Origin of the sequence: Pseudomonas sp. B26(2017), from assembly GCF_002113045.1 — a bacterium.
Lineage (GTDB): Bacteria > Pseudomonadota > Gammaproteobacteria > Pseudomonadales > Pseudomonadaceae > Aquipseudomonas.
The window spans coordinates 233,577-253,958 of the sequence record NZ_NEJJ01000006.1 but is presented as its reverse complement, the minus strand read 5'-3'; the positions used below and the strand labels follow the sequence as shown (position 1 = coordinate 253,958).

Sequence of the window (20,382 nt, the reverse complement as noted above, 5' to 3'; positions counted from 1 at the left end):
AGGCTCCTTATTTGCCCAGTTGTTCGGCCATTTCGGCCGAGCGGTGCGCGGCGGCGCCGAGTGCTTTTTCCACCAGGGCTTCGAAGCCGCCGGCCTGGAACGATTTGATCGCGGCTTCCGTGGTGCCGGCCGGTGAGGTCACGCGGCGGCGCAGCTCGGCAGCGTCGACGTCGCTGGAAACCGCCATGTGCGCGGCGCCCAGCGCGGTCTGCAAGGTCAGTTGCTCGGCGGTTTCCTTCGGCAGGCCGAGTTTGACGCCGGCGGCGGTCATGGCTTCGATCAGCAGGAAGAAGTACGCCGGGCCGGAGCCGGAGACGGCGGTGACTGCGTCCAGTTGCTGCTCTTCGTTCAGCCACAGGGCGATGCCCACGGCGGACAGCAGTTCTTCAGCCTGTTGGCGTTGTTCGGCGCTCACTGCGCTGGTGGCGTACAAACCGCTCACACCCTGACGCAGCAGCGCCGGGGTATTCGGCATGCAGCGCACGATCGGCTGCTCTCCCAGCCAGGCCGTCATGCTGGCGCAGGTGATGCCGGCGGCGATGGAGACCACCAGTTGATTCGGTTTCAGGCTCGGGCGGATGGCCTCGCACACGGCCTTCATGGCCTGCGGCTTGACTGCCAGCACGACGACGTCGGCGCCGTCGATGGCCTGGGCGTTGTCGGCGAAGGTTTCGATGCCGTGCTCGGCGCTGACCCGGTTGCGGGTTTCTTCACCCGGATCGCTGGCGCGAATCCGTGCAGCTTCCAGACCCTTGGCCCGCAGGCCGCCGATCAGGCTGGCGGCCATGTTGCCGGCACCGATAAAGGCAATACGTGTGTTGCTCATGTCAGGTCCTTATCTGGAAATGGTCAAGATTGGGAATAGTCGCGGGCGCCGAACAGGGCCGTACCGATACGGACCCAGGTCGCGCCCTGGGCAATGGCCGACTCGAGGTCGTGGCTCATGCCCATGGAAAGTGTGTCGAGCGGCAGATCGAGGCCGGCCTGCAATTTCTGGACGGCAGCGAATGCAGCATCCTGCTCGGCGCGATCTTCGGTCGGCTCGGGAATCGCCATCAATCCGCGCAGTTTCAGGTGCGGCAAGGTGCTGATGGCTTGGGCCAAGGCTGGCAGGTCTTGCGGGGTGCAGCCGGATTTACTGGCTTCACCGCTGACATTGACCTGAATGCAGATGTTCAGTGGCGGCAGATCCGCCGGGCGTTGTTCGGACAGGCGTTGGGCGATTTTCAGACGATCCACGGAGTGCACCCAGGCGAAATGCTCGGCAATCGAGCGGGTCTTGTTCGACTGAATGGGGCCGATGAAGTGCCAGATCAAGGGCAGGTCGGCCAGTTCGAGCTGTTTGCCCAAGGCCTCCTGCAGGTAGTTCTCGCCAAAGTCGCGCAGGCCGGCGGCGTACGCTTCGCGCAAGGCTTGGGCGGGTTTGGTCTTGCTCACGGCCAGCAGCCGGACGCTGTTTTCATCGCGGCCGGCGGCTTTGACGGCTGCCTTAATGCGCGAACTAACCTGGAGAATGTTGTCTGCTATCGTGGACATCAAGAGGCGCCAGCGGTCTGAAGGTTCGCGGCATTCTACTGGAATTGAGGGACGCTATGGATATCACTGAACTGCTGGCCTTCAGCGCCAAACAGGGCGCTTCCGACCTGCACCTGTCGGCCGGTCTGCCGCCGATGATCCGCGTGGATGGCGACGTGCGGCGGATCAATCTGCCGGCGCTGGATCACAAGCAAGTGCATGAACTGATCTACGACATCATGAACGACACCCAGCGGGTGGACTTCGAGAAACATCTGGAAACCGACTTTTCCTTCGAGGTGCCTGGCGTGGCGCGCTTCCGGGTCAATGCCTTCAACCAGAACCGCGGCGCTGGCGCGGTATTCCGGACCATCCCATCGAAAGTGCTGAGCATGGAAGACCTCGCCATGGGCGACGTCTTTCGCAAGATCACTGATGCGCCGCGCGGGCTGGTGCTGGTGACCGGACCGACCGGCTCCGGCAAGTCCACAACCCTGGCGGCAATGATCGATTACCTCAACACCCATCGCCATCACCACATCCTGACCATCGAAGATCCGATCGAATTCGTCCATGAATCGCGCAAATGCCTGATCAATCAGCGCGAAGTCCATCGCGATACCCGCAGTTTCGCCACTGCATTGCGTTCAGCGCTGCGTGAAGACCCGGATGTGATCCTGGTGGGCGAGATGCGGGACCTGGAAACCATTCGCCTGGCCCTGACCGCCGCCGAGACCGGGCACCTGGTGTTTGGCACGTTACACACCACGTCAGCGGCCAAAACCATCGACCGGGTGGTGGACGTGTTCCCCGGGGATGAAAAGTCCATGGTGCGCTCGATGCTCTCGGAGTCGTTGCTGGCGGTGGTGTCGCAGACGCTGATCAAGAAGATCGGCGGCGGCCGGGTGGCGGCGCACGAGATCATGCTGGGGACGTCGGCGATCCGTAACCTGATCCGCGAGGACAAGGTGGCGCAGATGTATTCGGCGATACAGACCGGCGGCTCACTGGGGATGCAGACACTCGACATGTGCCTGAAGGATCTGGTGACCAAGGGCTTGATCAGTCGCGAACATGCGCGGGAGAAGGCGCGTACGCCGGATAACTTCTAGGCAAAAAAAATCGCAGCCCGTGGGCTGCGATTTTTTTGTTCTGATCGTTCCCACGCGGACGGTTCGACGCCTCGACGTGGGAACGATCGGTATGGTGTTAGCGCTGAACGACGCGCATCTGCCCCTGTTCCTTCGGCAATACGCGTTTGGCCACCACGTAGTGTTTTTCCCAGTACGGCTTGTTCAGAGTGTCGATGCTCACCGACTTGCCGCGCCGTGGTGCGTGGATGAAACGATCGTTGCCCAGGTAGATGGCAACGTGATTGACCCGACGGCTCTTGATATTGAAGAAAATCAGGTCGCCCGGCTTCAGGTCCTTGCGTTCGACTTTCTCGCCGTGACCGCTGGCCATGGCATTCGAGGTGCGTGGCAGGTCGAACGTGGCGTCGTTGAACGCGTATTTCACCAGACCGCTGCAGTCGAAGCCTTTACTCGGGCTGCTGCCGCCCCAACGGTATGGCGTACCGAGGACGTTTACCGCACGACTCAGGACATTGCTGCTTTCCTTGGTCGCCATTGGTGGCACCAGCTTGCTGCGGCCGTTGCTGCTCAGCGTGGTGTGTTTGACCTGTTTGCCTTTGTTCGAAGGAGCAGAGGCATGGGATTTGGGGGTGAAACCGTTAACGTTTGGAAGACGTTGCTCACGATTGGTGGCGTGGGCGGCCAGTGGCATTAATAGGCAAATGGTTAGCCATGTCTTGAAAAATGGACGCATTAGGCAGGGCTCTTGGTGTGTTAGCGCGCAACTTTATAACAGCTTTTTTGTCACTTCCGAGGCCGTTGGTCGATTCAATCGGGCGCCAACGGAACCAAATAAGCGGCAAAAAAACGCAATTGTCGGACAGAAGTCCGGTGCTATAAGGGTTTGACGGGAGACACGGTAGCATTTGCCATACGTCGGCAACCTGTAAAAAAGTCACAAAGAATTAAAGAATATTTATCTATCGCGTGTATCGAGGTCTTAATGAACAGCTATCAGCTGCCCCGTGTGAAGGAAAAAGACACCCATAGCAAGGTGATCGGTTACCTGTTGTGGATTTTCGGTTTCACAGGCTCGCACCGCTTCTATTACGGCAAACCGGTGACCGGCACGATCTGGTTTTTCACCTTCGGGTTGCTGGGAATCGGCTGGCTGATCGACGTGTTCCTGATCCCGGCGATGGATCGCGAAGCCGACCTGCGTTTCGCCGCGGGCCCTATCGAGTACAACGTGGCGTGGATTCTCCTGACCTTCCTCGGCGCGCTCGGCGTGCACCGGATGTATCAGGGCAAGTGGATCAGCGGGGTGATTTATCTGCTGACCGGCGGGTTGTTCTTTCTGGGAGTGCTGTATGACTTCTGGACGCTGAACGATCAGGTGTCGGTGCGTAATGCCGAAGGGCGGGGTGCCTTTCAGTAAGTCATTGCTGGCAAGTCGAATCGTCGCACCGCCGCTCCCACAGGTTCTGTGTGTAACCTGGGATTTGTCACTGCACAAATCCTGTGGGAGCGAGCTTGCTCGCGATTAGGCTCGACTCGGTATCAAGCCTGATGGCTGATCCGGCCATCCACCAAGGTGTAACGCACCACACCCGGCAGGCTATGGCCGAGGAACGGGCAGTTCTCGCCCTTCGACAGCCAGGTTTCGCCAACCACGGTCGAAGCCTTCGGATCGAACAGCACGATATCCGCCGCGCCACCCACCGCCAGCTTGCCCGCCGGCAGGCGCAGGGCCTCGGCCGGGCCGGCGCTCAGGCGTGCCAGCAGGGTTGGCAGATCCAGAAGACCATCTTCCACCAACGTCATCGCCAGCGGCAGCAGCAGCTCGACGCTGCTGATGCCCGGCTCGGTCGCGCCGAACGGTGCCAGTTTGGCATCGCGCTCATGGGGCTGGTGATGGCTGGAGATCGCCGAGACCACCCCGGACTTCACCGCTTCACGCAGGCCGTCGCGATCCGCGCGGGTGCGCAGCGGTGGTTGTACGTGATACAGGCTGCTGAAATCGATCAGCGCTTCGTCCGTCAGGATCAACTGATACAGGGCGACATCCGCCGTGACTTTCAAACCACGAGCCTGGGCCTGAGCGATCAGGGCTACGCCACGAGCACTGGTCAACTGGCTGAAGTGCGCACGCACGCCGGTCTGTTCGACCAGCAGCAGGTCACGGGCCAGGGCCACGGTTTCAGCGGTTTCCGGAATGCCCGGCAGGCCGAGGAAACTGGCGGTAGCGCCTTCGTGGGCCAGGCCGCCGTCGGCCAGGTCGTGATCCTGGGAGTTGAAAATCACCGTCAGGTCAAAGGTCGCCGCGTACTCCAGCGCCCGGCACAGGGTACGGGTGTTGCGGAAGCTCTCCAGGCCGTTGCCGAACGCCACGCAACCGGCGTCGCGCAGTGCAACGAGTTCTGCAAGCTGTTCGCCATCCAGACCTTTGCTCAGCGCGCCGATCGGGAACACTTTGGTGTTGCCGGCCTCGCGGGCGCGGTCGAGGATCAGCTCGGCCACGGCGGAGGTGTCGAGTACCGGTCTGGTCTTCGGCGGGCAGCACAGGCTGGTCACGCCGCCGGCCGCAGCCGCGCGGGTTTCGCTGGCGATGGTGCCTTTGCGGCTGTAGCCCGGCTCGCGCAGGGCAACGTTCAGGTCTACAAGGCCGGGAGCGGCGACGAGGCCTTGGGCGTCGATGGTTTCGACGGCGCTGAAACCGGCCGGTGCAGCGCCCAGGGCGACGATCTTGCAGGCTTCAACGTGAATATCGGTGATTTGATCCAGGCCGCTGCTTGGATCGATGACGCGGGCGCCGAGAATGCTGAGCTTCACTGGGCGTTCTCCTGCTCGAATTGACGCTGCGCTGTTTGTCCGCTCATGGCCATCGACAGCACGGCCATACGGATCGCGATGCCGTAGGTGACTTGATTGAGGATCACCGAGTGCGGGCCGTCGGCCACCGCCGACTCGATCTCCACGCCACGGTTGATCGGCCCCGGGTGCATGACGATGCAATCGGGCTTGGCGCCGGCCAGGCGCGCGGTGGTCAGGCCGAACAGGCGATAGAACTCGCCTTCGCTCGGCAGCAGGCCACCGGTCATGCGCTCACGCTGCAGGCGCAGCATGATCACCACGTCGACGTCTTTCAGGCCTTCGGTCATGTCGGTGTAGACCTTCACGCCGTATTGCTCGATGCCGATCGGCAGCAGGGTCTTCGGCGCGATCACGCGGATGTCCGGGCAGCCGAGGGTCTTCAGGGCGAGCATGTTCGAGCGCGCCACCCGCGAGTGCAGGATGTCGCCGACGATGGCCACCGAAAGGTTCTCGAAGCCGCCCTTGTGGCGGCGGATGGTCAGCATGTCGAGCATGCCCTGGGTCGGGTGCGCGTGCCGGCCGTCGCCGCCGTTGATGATCGCCACCTGCGGGCAGACATGTTCGGCGATGAAGTGCGCAGCGCCGGAGTCACCGTGGCGCACGACGAACATGTCGGCGGCCATGGCTTCCAGGTTGCGCAGGGTATCGAGCAGGGTTTCGCCCTTGCTGGCCGACGAGGTCGACACGTTCAGGGTGATCACGTCCGCCGACAGTCGCTGGGCCGCCAGTTCGAAGGTGGTGCGGGTGCGTGTGGAGTTTTCGAAGAACACGTTGCACACGGTCTTGCCGCGCAGCAACGGGACCTTCTTCACGGCCCGGGCACCGACTTCCAGGAACGAGTCGGCAGTGTCGAGGATTTCCGTCAGCAACTCGCGGCGCAGGCCGTCGAGCGAGAGGAAGTGGCGCAGCTGGCCCTGATCATTGAGCTGCAGCGGGCGCTTGGTATCTAGAGGCGTCATCGCGAAGGGGACTCTCAATAGGGCGGATTAAAGGGCAAGGTCTTGCAGTTCGAGGGCCAGCTCCGGGCCGGACAGCTTGACCCGCTCGTGGGCGGCCAGCGACAGGGTCGCGCCGACCACGTTCGGGCGGATCGGCAGTTCGCCGGCGTCCAGGTCCAGCAGGCAGACCAGCGTCACGCTGGCCGGGCGGCCGTAGTCGAACAGTTCGTTCATGGCGGCGCGGATGGTCCGGCCGCTCATCAGTACGTCGTCGATCAGCACCAGATGCTGGCCTTCGATTTCGAAGGGCAGGGCGGACGGGCGCACTTGCGGGTGCAGGCCGTTCTGGCTGAAGTCGTCGCGGTAGAAGGAAACATCCAGCGTGCCCAATGGCGCATCGCTGCCCAGCTCTGCGAGCAGGGCCTGGGCGACCCAGACGCCGCCGGTGCGGATGCCGATGTAACGCGGTTCGCTGATATTACGCTGGGCAAGGTGCGCCTTGAGGCGGGTCGCCATCTGGCTGATCAGATCGGCGGGATTGGGCAGGCTCATGGTTGCTCCTTCTTGGGGTCGAGCCGGTTCTCGCGAACCGTGGCTCGGGTTGTAACCAAAAGAAAAGCGCCGTAGCGCTTGTCAGGATTCAAATAGTGCGGTGTTTTCGTCGAGCCAGCCTTGCAGCAGCAGGGCGGCGGCGATGGCGTCCACCGGGTTGTCGCGGTAGCTGCCTTTCTGCCCGCCGCGCACCAGTCGTTCGCCCTTGGCTTCGAAGGTCGTCAGGCGTTCGTCGTGGGTATAGAAAGGCAGGTTGAAGCGGCCGTTGAGGCGTCGGGCGAATTTCTCGGCGCGGGCGCACATTTCACTGGGCGTTCCGTCCATGTTCAGCGGCAGGCCGACCACCACGGCGTCGGGCTTCCATTCCTTTATCAGGGCTTCGACCTGATTCCAGTCCGGCACACCGTTTTGCGCCTTCAAGGTGCACAGTTCGCGGGCCTGGCCGGTAATCACCTGGCCGACCGCGACGCCGATCTGTTTGGTGCCGTAGTCGAAGCCGAGGAGCAGGCGCAGGGCCATCAGGCGTGTCCTGCCTGGCTGGTCAGCAGGCTGAGGTTGATCCCCAGGTGCCTGGCCGCCGCCTCCAGGCGCAGTTCACTGCTGGTGTTGAACAGGATGTCGGCGTCGTACGGGCAGGTCAGCCAGGCGTTGTCGGCCAGTTCGGCCTCCAGTTGTCCAGCTTCCCAGCCGGCATAGCCGAGGGTGATGACGCTTTTGGCCGGGCCCACGCCGTCGGCAATGGCGAACAGCACGTCCTGCGAGGTCGACAGGGCCAGGTCGCCGTCCAGCTCGACGGTGGCCTGGAAGGTCTGGCCCGCCGGATGCAGCACGAAACCGCGATCGGTCTGTACCGGGCCGCCGATGAAGATCGGTACATGCTGGCACAGCGCTGGCGGATCGATGTCCGGGCGCAGTTGTTCGAGGATGTCGGCCAGATTCAGCTCTTGCGGTCGGTTGACCACCAGCCCCATGGCCCCATTGGCCGTGTGCTCGACGATGTAGGTCAAGGTGTGGGCAAAGTTCGGGTCGGCCATGTGTGGCATGGCGATCAGGAAGTGATGCTTGAGGTAGCTGGGGCTGACGTTTTTCATGTGCGCTAGTGTGGCGTTCGGGGGGCGAACTGACAAGCTGGAGATGCTTGCAACACTGTTCCAATGTGGGAGCGAGCTTGCTCGCGAAAGCGGTGGATCAGTCACATCAATGTTGTATGACACACCGCATTCGCGAGCAAGCTCACTCCCACAGGGGTTCTTCGGTGTGTCAGTTGCTCGAGAGTTTGTCACCGCGGGCGAATTTCCAGGTGCGGATGATTTCCAGCCGGTCGATGTCCGACAGGTCGCCGGTAAACGGTGCAAACGGAGCTGCCAGTCGCACGATGCGCTGCGCCGCCTGATCCAGCAGCGGCTGGCCGGAGGACTCCAGCACCAGCACTTCATACAGCGAGCCGTCGCGGTTGATCGACACCATCAGGCGCAGATTGCCGTAGATCTGCTTGCGCCGGGCTTCCTCGGGGTAATTGAGGTTGCCGATGCGCTCGACCTTCTTGCGCCATTCGTCCTTGTACCAGGCACCCTTGTCGCGCATGGTCGATGCGGCGCTCAGGCGGTGGATGCGCGGGCGCTTGGCGTACAGCTGTTGTTCTTTGGCCAGTTCCGCTTCGAGGCTGGCGATATCGCTGGAGAGTTGCGAACTGTCGAAAGTCGGCGCATCGACCGTTGGTTTGATCTCGGTCCTGGCTTCTTCTTTCTTGGTCGGCGCCTTTTTCGGTTTCGGCGCGACGGTGGTCACGGCCGCCTTGGGCGCGGCTTCCTGCACTTGCGGCTTGGCGGCCGGCGGCGGGGTGACTTTCTTGACCTCGTTTGCCTGGAACGGCGCGACTTCGGTGGTCTTGGGGACCGCTTTCTTGTCGAGAGTGCCGCTGCCTTCCTGGTTTTCCTGGGCGAGGAAATCGGCCTTCGCCGGCTTCTTTTCGCTTTTGAAGGTGGCGAGGGTGATTTCCAGGGTTTTGCTGATCTGCTTGGGCTCGACCATGGTGAAGCCCACGCCGAGCAGCAGTGCCAAATGGATCAGCGCCGCGAGAAACAGGGTAAATCCGAGGCGATCGACCGGGCGCACGCCGCGGTGGGCGAGTTCAGCAGGCAGATCGGACGGAAGTGTCATGACAAGAAAACCAACATCGCGTTTTTCACAGGCCGCGCATGATAACGCAATGTTGGTTTTACGCCTTGGGCTTCAAGCATCAAGCGACAGGCTGCATGTGATGTACATCAACCTTGCAGCTTTTTCTCGATGGCATCCATCAGCATCCCGCCGATGTCGGTGCCGAAAGCGTTGTCGATTTCGCGGATGCAGGTCGGGCTGGTGACGTTGATTTCGGTCAGATGCTCGCCGATCACGTCCAGGCCGACGAACAGCAGGCCCTTCTCGCGCAAGGTCGGGCCGACCTGGGCGGCGATCCAGCGATCCTTGTCGGTCAGCGGACGGGCTTCGCCACGGCCGCCGGCGGCGAGGTTGCCACGGGTTTCGCCATGGGCCGGAATCCGCGCCAGGCAGTAATCCACCGGTTCGCCGTCGATCATCAGGATGCGCTTGTCGCCATCGACGATGGCCGGCAGATAACCCTGGATCATGATCTGTTGCTTGCCGTGCAGGGTCAGGGTTTCCAGAATCACCGACAGATTTGGATGGCCGGCGGTGTGACGGAAAATCGACGAGCCGCCCATGCCATCCAGCGGCTTGAGGATCACGTCACCGTGGTGGTCGGCGAATTCGCGCAACACGTCCGGACGGCGGCTGACAATGGTTGGCGGCGTGCACTGCGGAAAGAGCGTGGCGAACAGCTTTTCGTTGCAGTCGCGCAGGCTCTGCGGCTTGTTGACCACCAGCACGCCGGCGGTTTCGGCCTGTTCGAGCAAGTAGGTGGAGTAGACGAACTCCATGTCGAACGGTGGATCCTTGCGCATCAGGATCACGTTCAGGTCGCTGAGCAGTGAATCCTGCTCGGTGCCCAGTTCGAACCATTTTTCCGGGTTGGCGAAGACTTTCAGCGGCTTCATCCGCGCCCGTGCCTGGCCTTCACCCTGATAAAGGTCTTTCTGTTCCATATAGAACAGTTCCCAGCCGCGCTTCTGCGCCGCCAGCAGCATGGCCAGCGAGCTATCCTTTTTGTAGGAAATGCTGGCGATAGGGTCCATGACAATCCCGACGCGAACGCTCATTGGGTTTTCCTCGAAAATTGGCTACCGGATCGGTATGAAAAAAGTGCCGCCAGAGTGGCGCCGGGCGGGTTTTCGGTCAAGGAAAAACCCGTCGATAGATTGCGTCTGGAGACTGTGCTAAAAAGGCTGCCAGCCGTGCTGGCCCTTGAGCATCAAGGGTTTCCAGCCATCAGTCATCGCAAAACGGACAAATTGATTCGCAAAGGCGACGGTAGAGCCCCCTTATGGAACAGCAGTCCAGCGCCTTGAAGGTCATGGTGATCGACGACTCGAAAACGATTCGTCGCACCGCCGAGACCCTGTTGAAAAATGCAGGGTGCGAAGTCATCACCGCGATCGACGGTTTTGATGCCTTGGCGAAGATCGCCGACCACCATCCCGGGATCATCTTTGTCGACATCATGATGCCGCGTCTGGATGGTTATCAGACCTGCGCTTTAATCAAGAACAACAACGCGTTCAAGGGCACGCCGGTGATCATGCTGTCGTCCCGGGACGGGTTGTTCGACAAGGCCAAGGGGCGGATTGTCGGTTCCGATCAATTTTTGACCAAGCCTTTCAGCAAGGAAGAACTGCTCGACGCGATTTCGGCCCATGTTCCGGGCTTCGCTGCCGCTTTGCCGCAGTAAGACACGCACAGAGACGCTCGGCCAGCGGGCCCGGTGTCGACAAGAAAAATGGGGAAGACCATGGCACGTATCCTGATCGTCGATGATTCGCCGACCGAAATGTACAAACTGACCGGCATGCTGGAAAAGCACGGCCACGAAGTGTTGAAAGCCGAAAACGGCGCCGACGGCGTGGCCCTGGCCCGTCAGGAAAAACCCGACGCGGTGCTGATGGACATCGTCATGCCCGGCCTCAACGGCTTTCAGGCCACCCGTCAGCTGACCAAGGATGCGGAAACCAGCCACATCCCGGTGATCATCATCACCACCAAGGATCAGGAGACCGACAAGGTCTGGGGCACCCGCCAGGGCGCCAGGGACTACCTGACCAAACCGGTCGACGAAGACACGCTGATCAAGACCCTGAACAACGTGCTGGCCGGTTGATCGCGCCGTCATGAGCGAGTCGCTGAGCGCGTTCGAACTGTTGTGGCAGATCGACCAGCGCTGTCGCCTGCTGGCGGCGGACCTGCCGTCGCAAGCTGCGCGCCAGGATCGCTGGAGCGGCATCGGCTTTCGTCTGGGCGAGCACTGGTACGTCACGCCGATGGGCGAAGTCAGCGAAGTGCTGCCCGAACTGCGCGTCACCCAGCTGCCGGGCGTCAAGCCGTGGGTCAAGGGCGTGGCCAATCTGCGCGGTCGGCTGCTGCCGGTCATGGACCTGTGCGGATTCTTCGGCCATGAGCTGTCACCGATGCGCAAACAGCGGCGGGTATTGGTGGTAGAGCATCAGGACGTGTTTGCCGGGTTGCTGGTCGATGAAGTCTTCGGCCTGCAGCACTTCGAGCAGGACAGTTTCGAGTCGGTCTCGATCAGTAAACGGCAAGGTTCCAAGGGCGAGTTCATCAAGGGCTATTTCCGGCGCGAGCAGAACTGGCGGGTGTTCAGCCTGTTTGCGCTGGCGCAGTCACCGAGTTTCATGCACGTCGCGGTTTAACAGGCGAGGACCGATGATCAAAGCAAAAACAGGCAAGCCCGCAGAAGGCTCGCGCAGCCGCTCGCAGATCATCGTGCTGTTCATCGCACTGATCGTGTTCATCATGCTGCTGTTCGCCAACTTCGCTTACCTCAACACCCAGGCCAACTACGACAAGCAGTACATCGGCCACGCCGGCGAGCTGCGGGTGCTGTCGCAGCGGATCGCCAAGAACGCCACCGAAGCCGCCGCCGGCAAGGCCGCCGCGTTCAAGTTGTTGAGCGATGCGCGCAACGACTTCGCCCAGCGCTGGGGCTATTTGAAGAAAGGCGACCCGGCCACCGGCCTGCCACCCGCGCCGTCCACCGTGCGCCCGGAAATGCGCGCCGTTCAGCTGGATTGGGAACGCCTGCTGAAAAACACCGACGCAATTCTCTCCAGCGAACAGACCGTGCTGTCCCTGCATCAAGTGGCCGCGACCCTGGCCGAAACCGTGCCGCAGTTGCAGATCGAATACGAAAAAGTCGTCGAAATCCTCCTGCAACGCGGTGCCCCGGCGGGACAGGTGGCGATGGCCCAGCGTCAGTCGCTGCTGGCCGAGCGGATTCTCGGCGCGGTGAACACCGTGCTCTCCGGCGATGAAAACTCCCAGCAGGCCGCCGACGCCTTCGGTCGCGATGCCGCACGCTTCGGTCAGGTGCTTAACGGCATGCTGCAAGGCAACTCGACGCTGAAGATCAGCCAGGTCGAAGACCGCGACGCCCGAGCTCGCTTGAGCGATATTTCCGAGCTGTTCCAGTTCGTCTCCGGTTCGGTGGATGAAATCCTCGAAACCTCGCCTGAGCTGTTCAAGGTCCGTGAGTCGGCCACCAATATCTTCAGCCTGTCGCAGACCCTGCTCGACGAAGCCTCGCACCTGGCCACCGGTTTCGAAAACCTCGCCGGCGGACGCAGCACCGACACCATCGGCGGTTATGTGCTGGGCCTGCTGGCGCTGGCTTCGATCATCCTGATCGGCATGGTCATGGTCCGGGAAACCAACCGCCAGTTGCGCGAGACCGCCGAGAAGAACGAACGCAACCAGAACGCGATCATGCGCCTGCTCGACGAGATCGAAGACCTCGCCGACGGCGACCTGACCGTGACTGCCTCGGTGACCGAAGACTTCACCGGGACCATCGCCGACTCGATCAACTATTCCGTCGATCAGTTGCGCGATCTGGTGGCCACCATCAACCTCACCGCCGGCCAGGTCGCCGCGGCGGTGCAGGAGACCCAGGCCACTGCGATGCATCTGGCCCAGGCCTCGGAGCATCAGGCCCAGCAGATTTCCGAAGCCTCGACCGCGATCAGCGACATGGCCCAATCCATCGATCAGGTGTCGGCCAACGCCGCCGAATCGTCGGCGGTGGCCGAGCGATCGGTGGAGATCGCCAACAAGGGCAACGAGGTGGTGCACAACACCATCCACGGCATGGACAACATCCGCGAACAGATCCAGGACACCGCCAAACGCATCAAGCGTCTGGGCGAGTCGTCTCAGGAGATCGGCGATATCGTCAGCCTGATCGACGACATTGCCGACCAGACCAACATCCTCGCCCTCAATGCGGCGATTCAGGCCTCGATGGCCGGTGACGCCGGCCGTGGCTTCGCCGTGGTTGCCGACGAAGTGCAACGGCTGGCCGAACGTTCGTCTGCCGCGACCCGGCAGATTGAAACGTTGGTGCGGGCGATCCAGACCGACACCAACGAAGCCGTGATTTCCATGGAGCAGACCACCACCGAAGTGGTGCGCGGCGCGCGGCTGGCGCAGGATGCCGGTGTGGCCCTGGAAGAAATCGAAGGCGTGTCCAAGACCCTCGCGGCGCTGATCCAGAGCATTTCCAACGCGGCGCAGCAGCAAACATCTTCGGCCGGGCAGATTTCCCTGACGATGAACGTGATTCAGCAGATCACCTCGCAGACCTCGTCCGGTTCCACGGCCACCGCCGAGAGCATCGGCAACCTGGCGAAAATGGCCAGCCAGTTGCGTCGCTCGGTGTCCGGATTCACCTTGCCGGCGGCGCCTGCGCCCGTCGCGGACAAGGCGTGAGGCCTGCGGGCGAGGCCATGTCGAGCGGAGTGGTTATGGGTGACCGGCACGACTACGTGGCCCTCGAATGGGTCAAGGGTGAAATAGCCGAGACGCTGAGACAGGCGCATCAGGCCATTGAAGCCGTGCTCGACGATCCGCAGTCGGTGCCGGGGCTGGACGAGTGTCTGGCCTGCATCCATCAGGTGCATGGCAGCCTGCAGATGGTCGAGTTCTATGGCGCGGCATTGCTCGCCGAAGAAATGGAACACCTGGTCGAAGCGTTGCAGAACGACCGTGTCAGCCACCGCGACGAAGCGCTGCACTTGCTGTTGCAGGCGCTGGGCCAGTTGCCGACTTACCTCGACCGCGTGCAGGGCGCCCGCCGTGACCTGCCGCTGGTGGTGCTGCCGCTGATCAACGACTTGCGCAGCGCCCGAGGCGAAAGCCTGTTGTCGGAAACCAGCCTGTTCAGCCCGCAGTTGCCCGAACTGGCGCCTTTGAGCGAAGAAACACTGGCGCTGCTGGAACCGCCAGAGCTGGCGAATGTGCTGCGCAAGTTGCGCCAGATGCTGCAAATGGCGCTGGTCGGATTGCTCCGCGAGCAGGACGACCAGACGCATCTCGGTTATCTGGCCAAGGTTTTTACCCGACTTGAAGCACTCAGCGGTCACTCGCCGCTGAGCCCGTTGTGGCAGGTCGCCTCGGCGCTGGTCGAGGGCATGCGCGAAGGGCGAATCGCCAACAGCCCGGCCCTGCGCAGTCTGTTCAAGGACGCCGACAAGGAACTCAAGCGCCTGCTCGAACAGGGCATGCCCGGCCTCAACCAGCCGCCACCGCCTGAACTGCTGAAAAGCCTGCTGTTTTATATCGCCAAAGCCGAACATCCCACCGGGCAGATGCTGACCATGAAAGATCGCTACTCCCTGGACGACGCGCTGCCCGACAGCGCGATGGTCGACGAAGAACGCGCGCGCCTGGCCGGTCCCGACCGCGACGCCATGCGCTCGGTGCTCGCGGCGCTGTGCGAAGAGCTGGTACGGGTCAAGGAACGCCTCGATCTGTTCGTGCGCAGCGACCGCCAGCACGCCTCGGACCTGGACAGCCTGCTGGCGCCGCTGCGGCAGATCGCCGATACGCTGGCGGTGCTTGGTTTCGGTCAGCCGCGCAAGGTCATCATCGATCAACTGGCAGTGGTGCTCAGCCTTGCGCAGGGCCAGCGCGAACCGAACGATGCCACGCTGATGGACGTCGCCGGCGCCTTGCTCTACGTCGAAGCGACGCTGGCCGGGATGGTGGGTACGGTGGAGCCGGAGAGCCCGGAAGACTCGCGCCTGCCGACCACCGACCTGACGCAGATCCATCAGATCGTGATCAAGGAAGCGCGCATCTGCCTGCAACAGGCCAAGGACATGATCGTCGACTACATCGACGCCGACTGGGATCGCCAGCAACTGCAAAGCCTGCCGGCGCTGCTGACCCAGGTGCGCGGTGCACTGGCGATGATTCCGCTGGCGCGTGCGGCAAGCCTGCTCGAAGCCTGCAACGGGTTCATCCGCGAGCATCTGTTGCTCGACCCTCATGAGCCGGGCTGGCAGCAACTCGACAGCCTCGCCGACGCCATCAGCAGCCTTGAGTACTACCTTGAGCGCATGACCGATGACCCGCAGGCACCCAGCGAGCACTTGCTGGATATCGCGCAGAAAAGCCTCGCCAGTCTCGGTTTCTTTCCCGACGAACAGCCCGGCGAGCCGCATGTGCCGGTGCTCGACGATGTGCTCAGCCCCAGCGAAGCCCTGGTGATGCAGGATTTGCAGGAGCTGGATGATCCGCAGATCGTGCAGTCGTTGGCCGAAGTGCTGGCCAGCCCGGTGTCGGCGGTCAACCCGCCGGCACTGACCACGCCGGGCAGCCTGCTGCCGCCACCGGCTGATGAAGAACCGGTGGACGACGAGCTGCGCGAAGTGTTCCTCGAAGAGACCGGGGAAGTGCTCGAAGTACTGAGCGAATACCTGCCGCGCTGGTCTTCCGAGCCCGATGACCGCGCCGCCCTCAGTGAGCTGCGCCGAGCGTTCCACACCCTCAAGGGCAGCGGCCGGATGGTGCGTGCGCTGGTTATCGGCGAACTGGCCTGGGCGGTGGAAAACCTGCTCAACCGCGTGCTTGAGCACAGCGTCGAACCCGGCCCGGCGGTGCACCAGTTGCTTGCCGACACGCTGCTGCTGTTGCCCGATCTGATCGGCGAATTCGCCACCAACGGCCAGCGTCAGCGCCACGATGTCGATCAACTGGCGGCCCGTGCTCATGCGCTGGCCAAGGGCGACACACCGCTGCCGGCTGAAGACGTGGAAGACGTCGCGGCCCTCGATCCGCTGCTGCTGGAGATTTTTCGCAACGAAGCCGAAACCCATCTCGCCAGCCTCAACCGTTTTCTCGATCAGGCCGCCGAGCATGTGCCGTTGCAGGCCAGTGACGAATTGCAGCGTGCACTGCACACGCTCAAGGGCAGCGCCTCGATGGCGGGGGTTTCACCGATTGCTGAATTGGCGGCGCCGCTCGACAAGCTCGCCCGGGAATTCAAGGCCCATCAACTGGCGTTGGACCTGGACGAAGTGGAACTGCTGCTCGAAGCCGAGGGCCTGTTCCGCGTCGGTCTGCGTCAGCTCAAACACGATCCGCTGGCGCCGATTGTCGGCGCGCAGTCGCTGATCAAACGCACCGAAACCCTGCTCGGCGAGCGCCTGGAATCAATCCTCAGCGCGCCGAGCAGTGCGTTGCGGGTCAAGCGCGATCCGCAACTGATCAACAACTTCCTGGCCCAGGGCATGGACATCCTGCTCGACGCCGAAAACCTCCTGCAGCGCTGGCAACAACACCCCGGAGAACGTCAGGAACTCAGCGCGCTGCTGGATGAACTGACGACCCTGGGCGAGGGCGCGCACCTGGCGGATCTGCTGCCGGTGGACGTGCTGTGCGAAGCGTTGCTCGATCTGTACGGCGCCGTCGAAGAAAGCAGCCTGGCGGTCAGCGAGCGGTTTTTCCATGAGGCGCAGCAGGCCCATGAAGCCCTGATCAACATGCTCGACGAACTGGCCGCCGGCCAGGAAATCACCCCGCAACCGCAGCGCATCCGCGCCTTGCACGAACTGCTCGACGAAAGCCTCGACCCGTCGGCCATGGGCCTGATCCGCAGTGATGGCAGCCGTACCCCGAGCATTCGCGAACTGGGCAGCGCCACCGCCGAACTGCAACAACACAGCACCGACAGCGGGCCGGACGACGAGATCGTCGAGATCTTCCTCGAAGAGGCGGTCGACATTCTCGACAACGCCGGGCAAGCCTTGCAGCGCTGGCTGAAAGACCCGGAGAACGGCGCAACGCTGTCGTCGCTGCAACGGGATCTGCACACGCTCAAGGGCGGCGCACGGATGGCCGAGGTGGCGGCTGTCGGCGATCTGGCCCATGAGCTGGAAGGCCTTTACGAAGGGTTGGTGGATCGTCGTTACAGCCACAGCGAAGCCCTCGACCGATTGCTGCGCCAGAGCCACGAACGTCTGGCGCAGTTCCTCGAACAGTTGCACCTGCACCAGCCGCTGGATCCGGCGCAGGACCTGATCGAGGCGATCCGCCGTTTCCGTCAGGGCTCGACCGCCAATCCTGAAACACCGCCAACCAGCGTCACGCAGGACGGCCCCGGACACGATCCGGAGCTGCTGGAAATCTTCCTCGAAGAAGGTTTCGACATCATCGAAAACTCCGGTGCCGCGTTGCTGCGCTGGCAGGCCGAGCCCGGCAATCGCCAGGAAGTGGAAACCCTGTTGCGCGATCTGCACACCCTCAAGGGCGGCGCGCGGATGGTGGAGATCGGCCCGATCGGCGACCTCGCCCATGAGCTGGAATACCTTTACGAAAGCCTGTCCGCCGGTACCCTGCAGGGCAGTGCCGAACTGTTTGCCCTGTTGCAGCGTGGTCATGACCGGTTGGCCCAGATGCTCGATGCGGTGCGCGCCGGCCAGCCATGCCCACCGGCGGATCGGCTGATCAGCGCGATCCAGAATTTCAGCCATCCGGTGGTGCAAACTCCGGCGCCGGTGCCGCCGGTGGCGGTGAAGGTTGAGCCTGCTGCTCCGGCGCCCGAAGCCGGGGCGGACATGGTCAAGGTCTCCGCCGAGCTGCTGGATGAACTGGTCAACCTCGCCGGCGAAACCTCGATTTTCCGTGGGCGCATCGAACAGCAAGTCAGCGATGCGCAGACCGCTCTGCACGAGATGGAAACCACCATCGAGCGCATGCGCGACCAGTTGCGCCGGCTCGACACCGAAACCCAGGGGCGGATCCTCAGTCGTCAGCAAGTGGATGCCGAACGCCTCGGCTACGAAGATTTCGACCCGCTGGAAATGGACCGCCATTCGCAGTTGCAGCAGTTGTCCCGGGCGCTGTTCGAGTCCGCTTCCGACTTGCTGGATCTGAAGGAAACCCTCGACCGGCGCGCCCACGACGCCGAGAACCTGTTGCAGCAGCAGGGGCGGATCAACACCGAGTTGCAGGAAGGCCTGATGCGCACGCGCATGGTGCCTTTCGAGCGCATGTTGCCGCGTTTGAAACGCATCGTCCGACAGGTCGCCGAAGAGCTGGGCAAGGACGTCGCGTTTACCGTTGGCAACGCCGAAGGCGAGATGGACCGCAACGTACTCGAACGCATGGCCGCACCGCTGGAGCACATGCTGCGCAATGCCGTCGACCATGGTCTGGAGTCCGCCGAAGTCCGGCTGGCGGCGGGCAAACCGGCGCAGGGGCAGATCAGCCTCGACCTGTCCCGCGAGGGCGGCGACATCGTGTTCGACATCCGCGACGATGGCGCCGGCGTGCCGCTGGACGCTGTGCGGCGCAAGGCGATCAAGCGAGGATTGCTGGCACCTGACGCGCAGATCAGTGATCGCGATGTGCTGCAGTTCATTCTTCAGCCAGGTTTTTCCACGGCCGAGAAAATCACCCAGATTTCCGGGCGTGGCGTGGGCATGGACGTGGTGCACGAAGAAGTCCGGCAACTGGGCGGCACCATGAGCATCGACTCGGTGCCGGGGCAGGGCGTGCACTTCCGCATTCGCCTGCCGTTCACCGTGTCGGTCAACCGTGCGCTGATGGTGCAGTGTGGTGAGGATCAATACGCGATTCCGCTGAACACCATCGACGGCATCGTCCGTGTGCTGCCGAATGAACTGGACGGGCATTTCCGTCTCGACCCGCCGAGTTATCAATACGGCGGTCAGCGTTATGAACTGTGCTATTTGGGCGAGCTGCTGAAAACCGCGCCACGGCCGAAGCTGTCCGGCCAGAGCCTGCCGGTGCCGGTCTTGCTGGTGCAGTGCAACGACCGGCACATTGCGGTGCAGGTCGACACGATGGCCGGCACCCGCGAGATCGTGGTCAAGAGCCTCGGCCCGCAGTTCGCGTCGGTGCAGGGCGTGTCCGGGGCGACGATTCTCGGCGATGGCCGGGTGGTGCTGATTCTCGACCTGCTGGCGCCGATCCGCGCGATGCAGGCGCGGTTGCCGCAGCGGCCGGCCAGTCACGAAATCGAGAGCGAACCGCAAAAGCCGTTGCTGGTGATGGTGGTCGACGATTCGGTCACGGTGCGCAAGGTCACCAGTCGTTTGCTGGAACGCCACGGCATGAACGTGCTGACCGCCAAGGACGGGGTCGATGCGATGCTGCTGCTGGAAGAACACATGCCGGACCTGATGCTGCTCGACATCGAAATGCCGCGCATGGACGGCTTCGAAGTGGCGACCCAGGTGCGCCACGACGAGCGCCTGAAACACCTGCCGATCATCATGATCACCTCGCGCACCGGCCAGAAACACCGCGACCGCGCGATGGCCATCGGCGTCAACGACTACCTCGGCAAGCCGTACCAGGAATCGGTGCTGCTCGAAAGCATCGCGCTGTGGAGCAAAAAACATGCATGAACGCCGGGACAACCAACGCACCAGCCAACTCACCGGGCTGCTGCTGCCGCTGGCGGATCGCAACCTGATCCTGCCCAACGTCGCCGTTGCCGAGCTGATCGACTACCAGTCCAGTGCCTTCGATCTCGACACGCCGCCGTGGTATCTGGGCCGGGTGACCTGGCGCGAGCGGCAGATTCCGCTGCTGAGTTTCGAGTCGGCCTGCGGCAACAAGATCGTCATCGGCGAGCGGGCACGGATCGTCATCCTCAACGCCCTCGGCGGGCGGCCTGAGTTGAAGTTCATTGCGCTGTTGGTGCAGGGGATTCCGCGCTCGTACAAGCTCGACAGCCAGTTGAGTTATGTCGACGTGCCGCTGTGTGCGCTGGAGCAGGCAGCGGTGCAGGTCGGGGAGCAGGTGGCGAAGGTGCCGGATTTGTTGGCATTGGAGAAATTGTTGGTGGATGCCGGACTGGTTCACTGAACCAGGGCTTGCCAGCGATGAGGCCAGTATTCATTACGCTGACCGTAACGGTTTGCCACCGCGCTTGATTGATGCCCTCACCTGACACTCCTAAGGTAGCTCCAAGACAGCGAACCCGTGGA

The 20,382-nt window shown here is 62.6% G+C and carries 18 protein-coding genes; 8 read left to right on the top strand and 10 right to left on the bottom strand.

Annotation, left to right across the window (positions count from 1 at the left end; translation table 11 throughout):
- Window positions 1-7: 7 nt before the first annotated feature.
- Both proC and CAF79_RS11425 read right to left on the bottom strand, forming a co-directional pair.
- Window positions 8-826 carry a pyrroline-5-carboxylate reductase gene (proC, locus tag CAF79_RS11430; protein WP_007953353.1) on the bottom strand — a complete coding sequence of 273 codons (819 nt, stop codon included), beginning with the start codon at window positions 824-826 and terminating at the stop codon, window positions 8-10.
- A gap of 23 nt (window positions 827-849) precedes the next feature.
- Window positions 850-1,536 carry a YggS family pyridoxal phosphate-dependent enzyme gene (locus CAF79_RS11425; RefSeq protein ID WP_085697851.1) on the bottom strand — a complete coding sequence of 229 codons (687 nt, stop codon included), beginning with the start codon at window positions 1,534-1,536 and terminating at the stop codon, window positions 850-852.
- A 56-nt stretch (window positions 1,537-1,592) separates the two neighbouring features.
- On the opposite strand from CAF79_RS11425, the gene CAF79_RS11420 reads away from it, so the two are divergent.
- Window positions 1,593-2,627: a type IV pilus twitching motility protein PilT gene (locus CAF79_RS11420; protein ID WP_007953348.1), complete on the top strand. Its 1,035-nt coding sequence runs from the start codon at window positions 1,593-1,595 to the stop codon at window positions 2,625-2,627.
- A gap of 97 nt (window positions 2,628-2,724) precedes the next feature.
- Here the strand turns inward: CAF79_RS11420 and CAF79_RS11415 are convergent, their stop codons facing one another.
- Window positions 2,725-3,342 carry a C40 family peptidase gene (locus CAF79_RS11415; RefSeq protein ID WP_007953345.1) on the bottom strand — a complete coding sequence of 206 codons (618 nt, stop codon included), beginning with the start codon at window positions 3,340-3,342 and terminating at the stop codon, window positions 2,725-2,727.
- 249 nt (window positions 3,343-3,591) lie between these two features.
- Here CAF79_RS11415 and CAF79_RS11410 point away from each other — a divergent pair, with 249 nt between their 5' ends.
- Window positions 3,592-4,026 carry a TM2 domain-containing protein gene (locus CAF79_RS11410; RefSeq protein ID WP_085697850.1) on the top strand — a complete coding sequence of 145 codons (435 nt, stop codon included), beginning with the start codon at window positions 3,592-3,594 and terminating at the stop codon, window positions 4,024-4,026.
- Between the two features lie 122 nt (window positions 4,027-4,148).
- Here CAF79_RS11410 and CAF79_RS11405 read toward each other — a convergent pair whose 3' ends face one another.
- The 7 genes from CAF79_RS11405 to gshB all read right to left on the bottom strand — a co-directional run bounded on the left by CAF79_RS11405 (window position 4,149) and on the right by gshB (window position 10,170).
- Complete coding sequence (locus CAF79_RS11405) at window positions 4,149-5,420, bottom strand: dihydroorotase (RefSeq protein ID WP_085697849.1); 1,272 nt, start codon at window positions 5,418-5,420, stop codon at window positions 4,149-4,151.
- The gene (locus tag CAF79_RS11400) at window positions 5,417-6,421 is read right to left on the bottom strand and encodes an aspartate carbamoyltransferase catalytic subunit (RefSeq protein ID WP_007913665.1); all 1,005 of its coding nucleotides are present in this window, start codon (window positions 6,419-6,421) and stop codon (window positions 5,417-5,419) included. The genes CAF79_RS11405 and CAF79_RS11400 overlap by 4 nt, the downstream gene beginning before the upstream one ends.
- A 27-nt stretch (window positions 6,422-6,448) precedes the next feature.
- The gene (gene pyrR, locus CAF79_RS11395; RefSeq protein ID WP_011336369.1) at window positions 6,449-6,952 is read right to left on the bottom strand and encodes a bifunctional pyr operon transcriptional regulator/uracil phosphoribosyltransferase PyrR; all 504 of its coding nucleotides are present in this window, start codon (window positions 6,950-6,952) and stop codon (window positions 6,449-6,451) included.
- An 81-nt stretch (window positions 6,953-7,033) separates the two neighbouring features.
- Window positions 7,034-7,471, bottom strand: a complete 438-nt coding sequence (gene ruvX / locus CAF79_RS11390; protein ID WP_085697848.1) for a Holliday junction resolvase RuvX — start codon at window positions 7,469-7,471, stop codon at window positions 7,034-7,036.
- Window positions 7,471-8,043, bottom strand: coding sequence for a YqgE/AlgH family protein (locus CAF79_RS11385; RefSeq protein ID WP_085689619.1), 573 nt, complete (start codon window positions 8,041-8,043; stop codon window positions 7,471-7,473). The genes ruvX and CAF79_RS11385 overlap by 1 nt, the downstream gene beginning before the upstream one ends.
- A 169-nt stretch (window positions 8,044-8,212) precedes the next feature.
- On the bottom strand, window positions 8,213-9,112 hold the full coding sequence (locus tag CAF79_RS11380; RefSeq protein ID WP_085697847.1) for an energy transducer TonB: 900 nt from the start codon (window positions 9,110-9,112) through the stop codon (window positions 8,213-8,215).
- Window positions 9,113-9,219: 107 nt separating this feature from the next.
- Window positions 9,220-10,170 carry a glutathione synthase gene (gshB, locus tag CAF79_RS11375; RefSeq protein WP_085697846.1) on the bottom strand — a complete coding sequence of 317 codons (951 nt, stop codon included), beginning with the start codon at window positions 10,168-10,170 and terminating at the stop codon, window positions 9,220-9,222.
- 224 nt (window positions 10,171-10,394) lie between these two features.
- On the opposite strand from gshB, the gene pilG reads away from it, so the two are divergent.
- Genes pilG through CAF79_RS11345 form a run of 6 tightly spaced genes read left to right on the top strand, consistent with a single transcriptional unit; the run spans window position 10,395 to window position 20,260 of the window.
- Window positions 10,395-10,799 carry a twitching motility response regulator PilG gene (pilG, locus tag CAF79_RS11370; protein WP_007953330.1) on the top strand — a complete coding sequence of 135 codons (405 nt, stop codon included), beginning with the start codon at window positions 10,395-10,397 and terminating at the stop codon, window positions 10,797-10,799.
- Window positions 10,800-10,859: 60 nt separating this feature from the next.
- Complete coding sequence (gene pilH, locus CAF79_RS11365; RefSeq protein WP_011336365.1) at window positions 10,860-11,225, top strand: twitching motility response regulator PilH; 366 nt, start codon at window positions 10,860-10,862, stop codon at window positions 11,223-11,225.
- A gap of 10 nt (window positions 11,226-11,235) precedes the next feature.
- A complete protein-coding gene (locus CAF79_RS11360) occupies window positions 11,236-11,775 on the top strand; it encodes a chemotaxis protein CheW (protein WP_085697845.1) in 540 nt (179 codons plus the stop codon).
- A 13-nt stretch (window positions 11,776-11,788) separates the two neighbouring features.
- A complete protein-coding gene (locus CAF79_RS11355) occupies window positions 11,789-13,849 on the top strand; it encodes a methyl-accepting chemotaxis protein (protein WP_085697844.1) in 2,061 nt (686 codons plus the stop codon).
- A gap of 35 nt (window positions 13,850-13,884) precedes the next feature.
- Complete coding sequence (locus CAF79_RS11350) at window positions 13,885-19,797, top strand: Hpt domain-containing protein (protein WP_085697843.1); 5,913 nt, start codon at window positions 13,885-13,887, stop codon at window positions 19,795-19,797.
- On the top strand, window positions 19,790-20,260 hold the full coding sequence (locus CAF79_RS11345; protein ID WP_085697842.1) for a chemotaxis protein CheW: 471 nt from the start codon (window positions 19,790-19,792) through the stop codon (window positions 20,258-20,260). The genes CAF79_RS11350 and CAF79_RS11345 overlap by 8 nt, the downstream gene beginning before the upstream one ends.
- The last annotated feature ends 122 nt before the right edge of the window (window positions 20,261-20,382 follow it).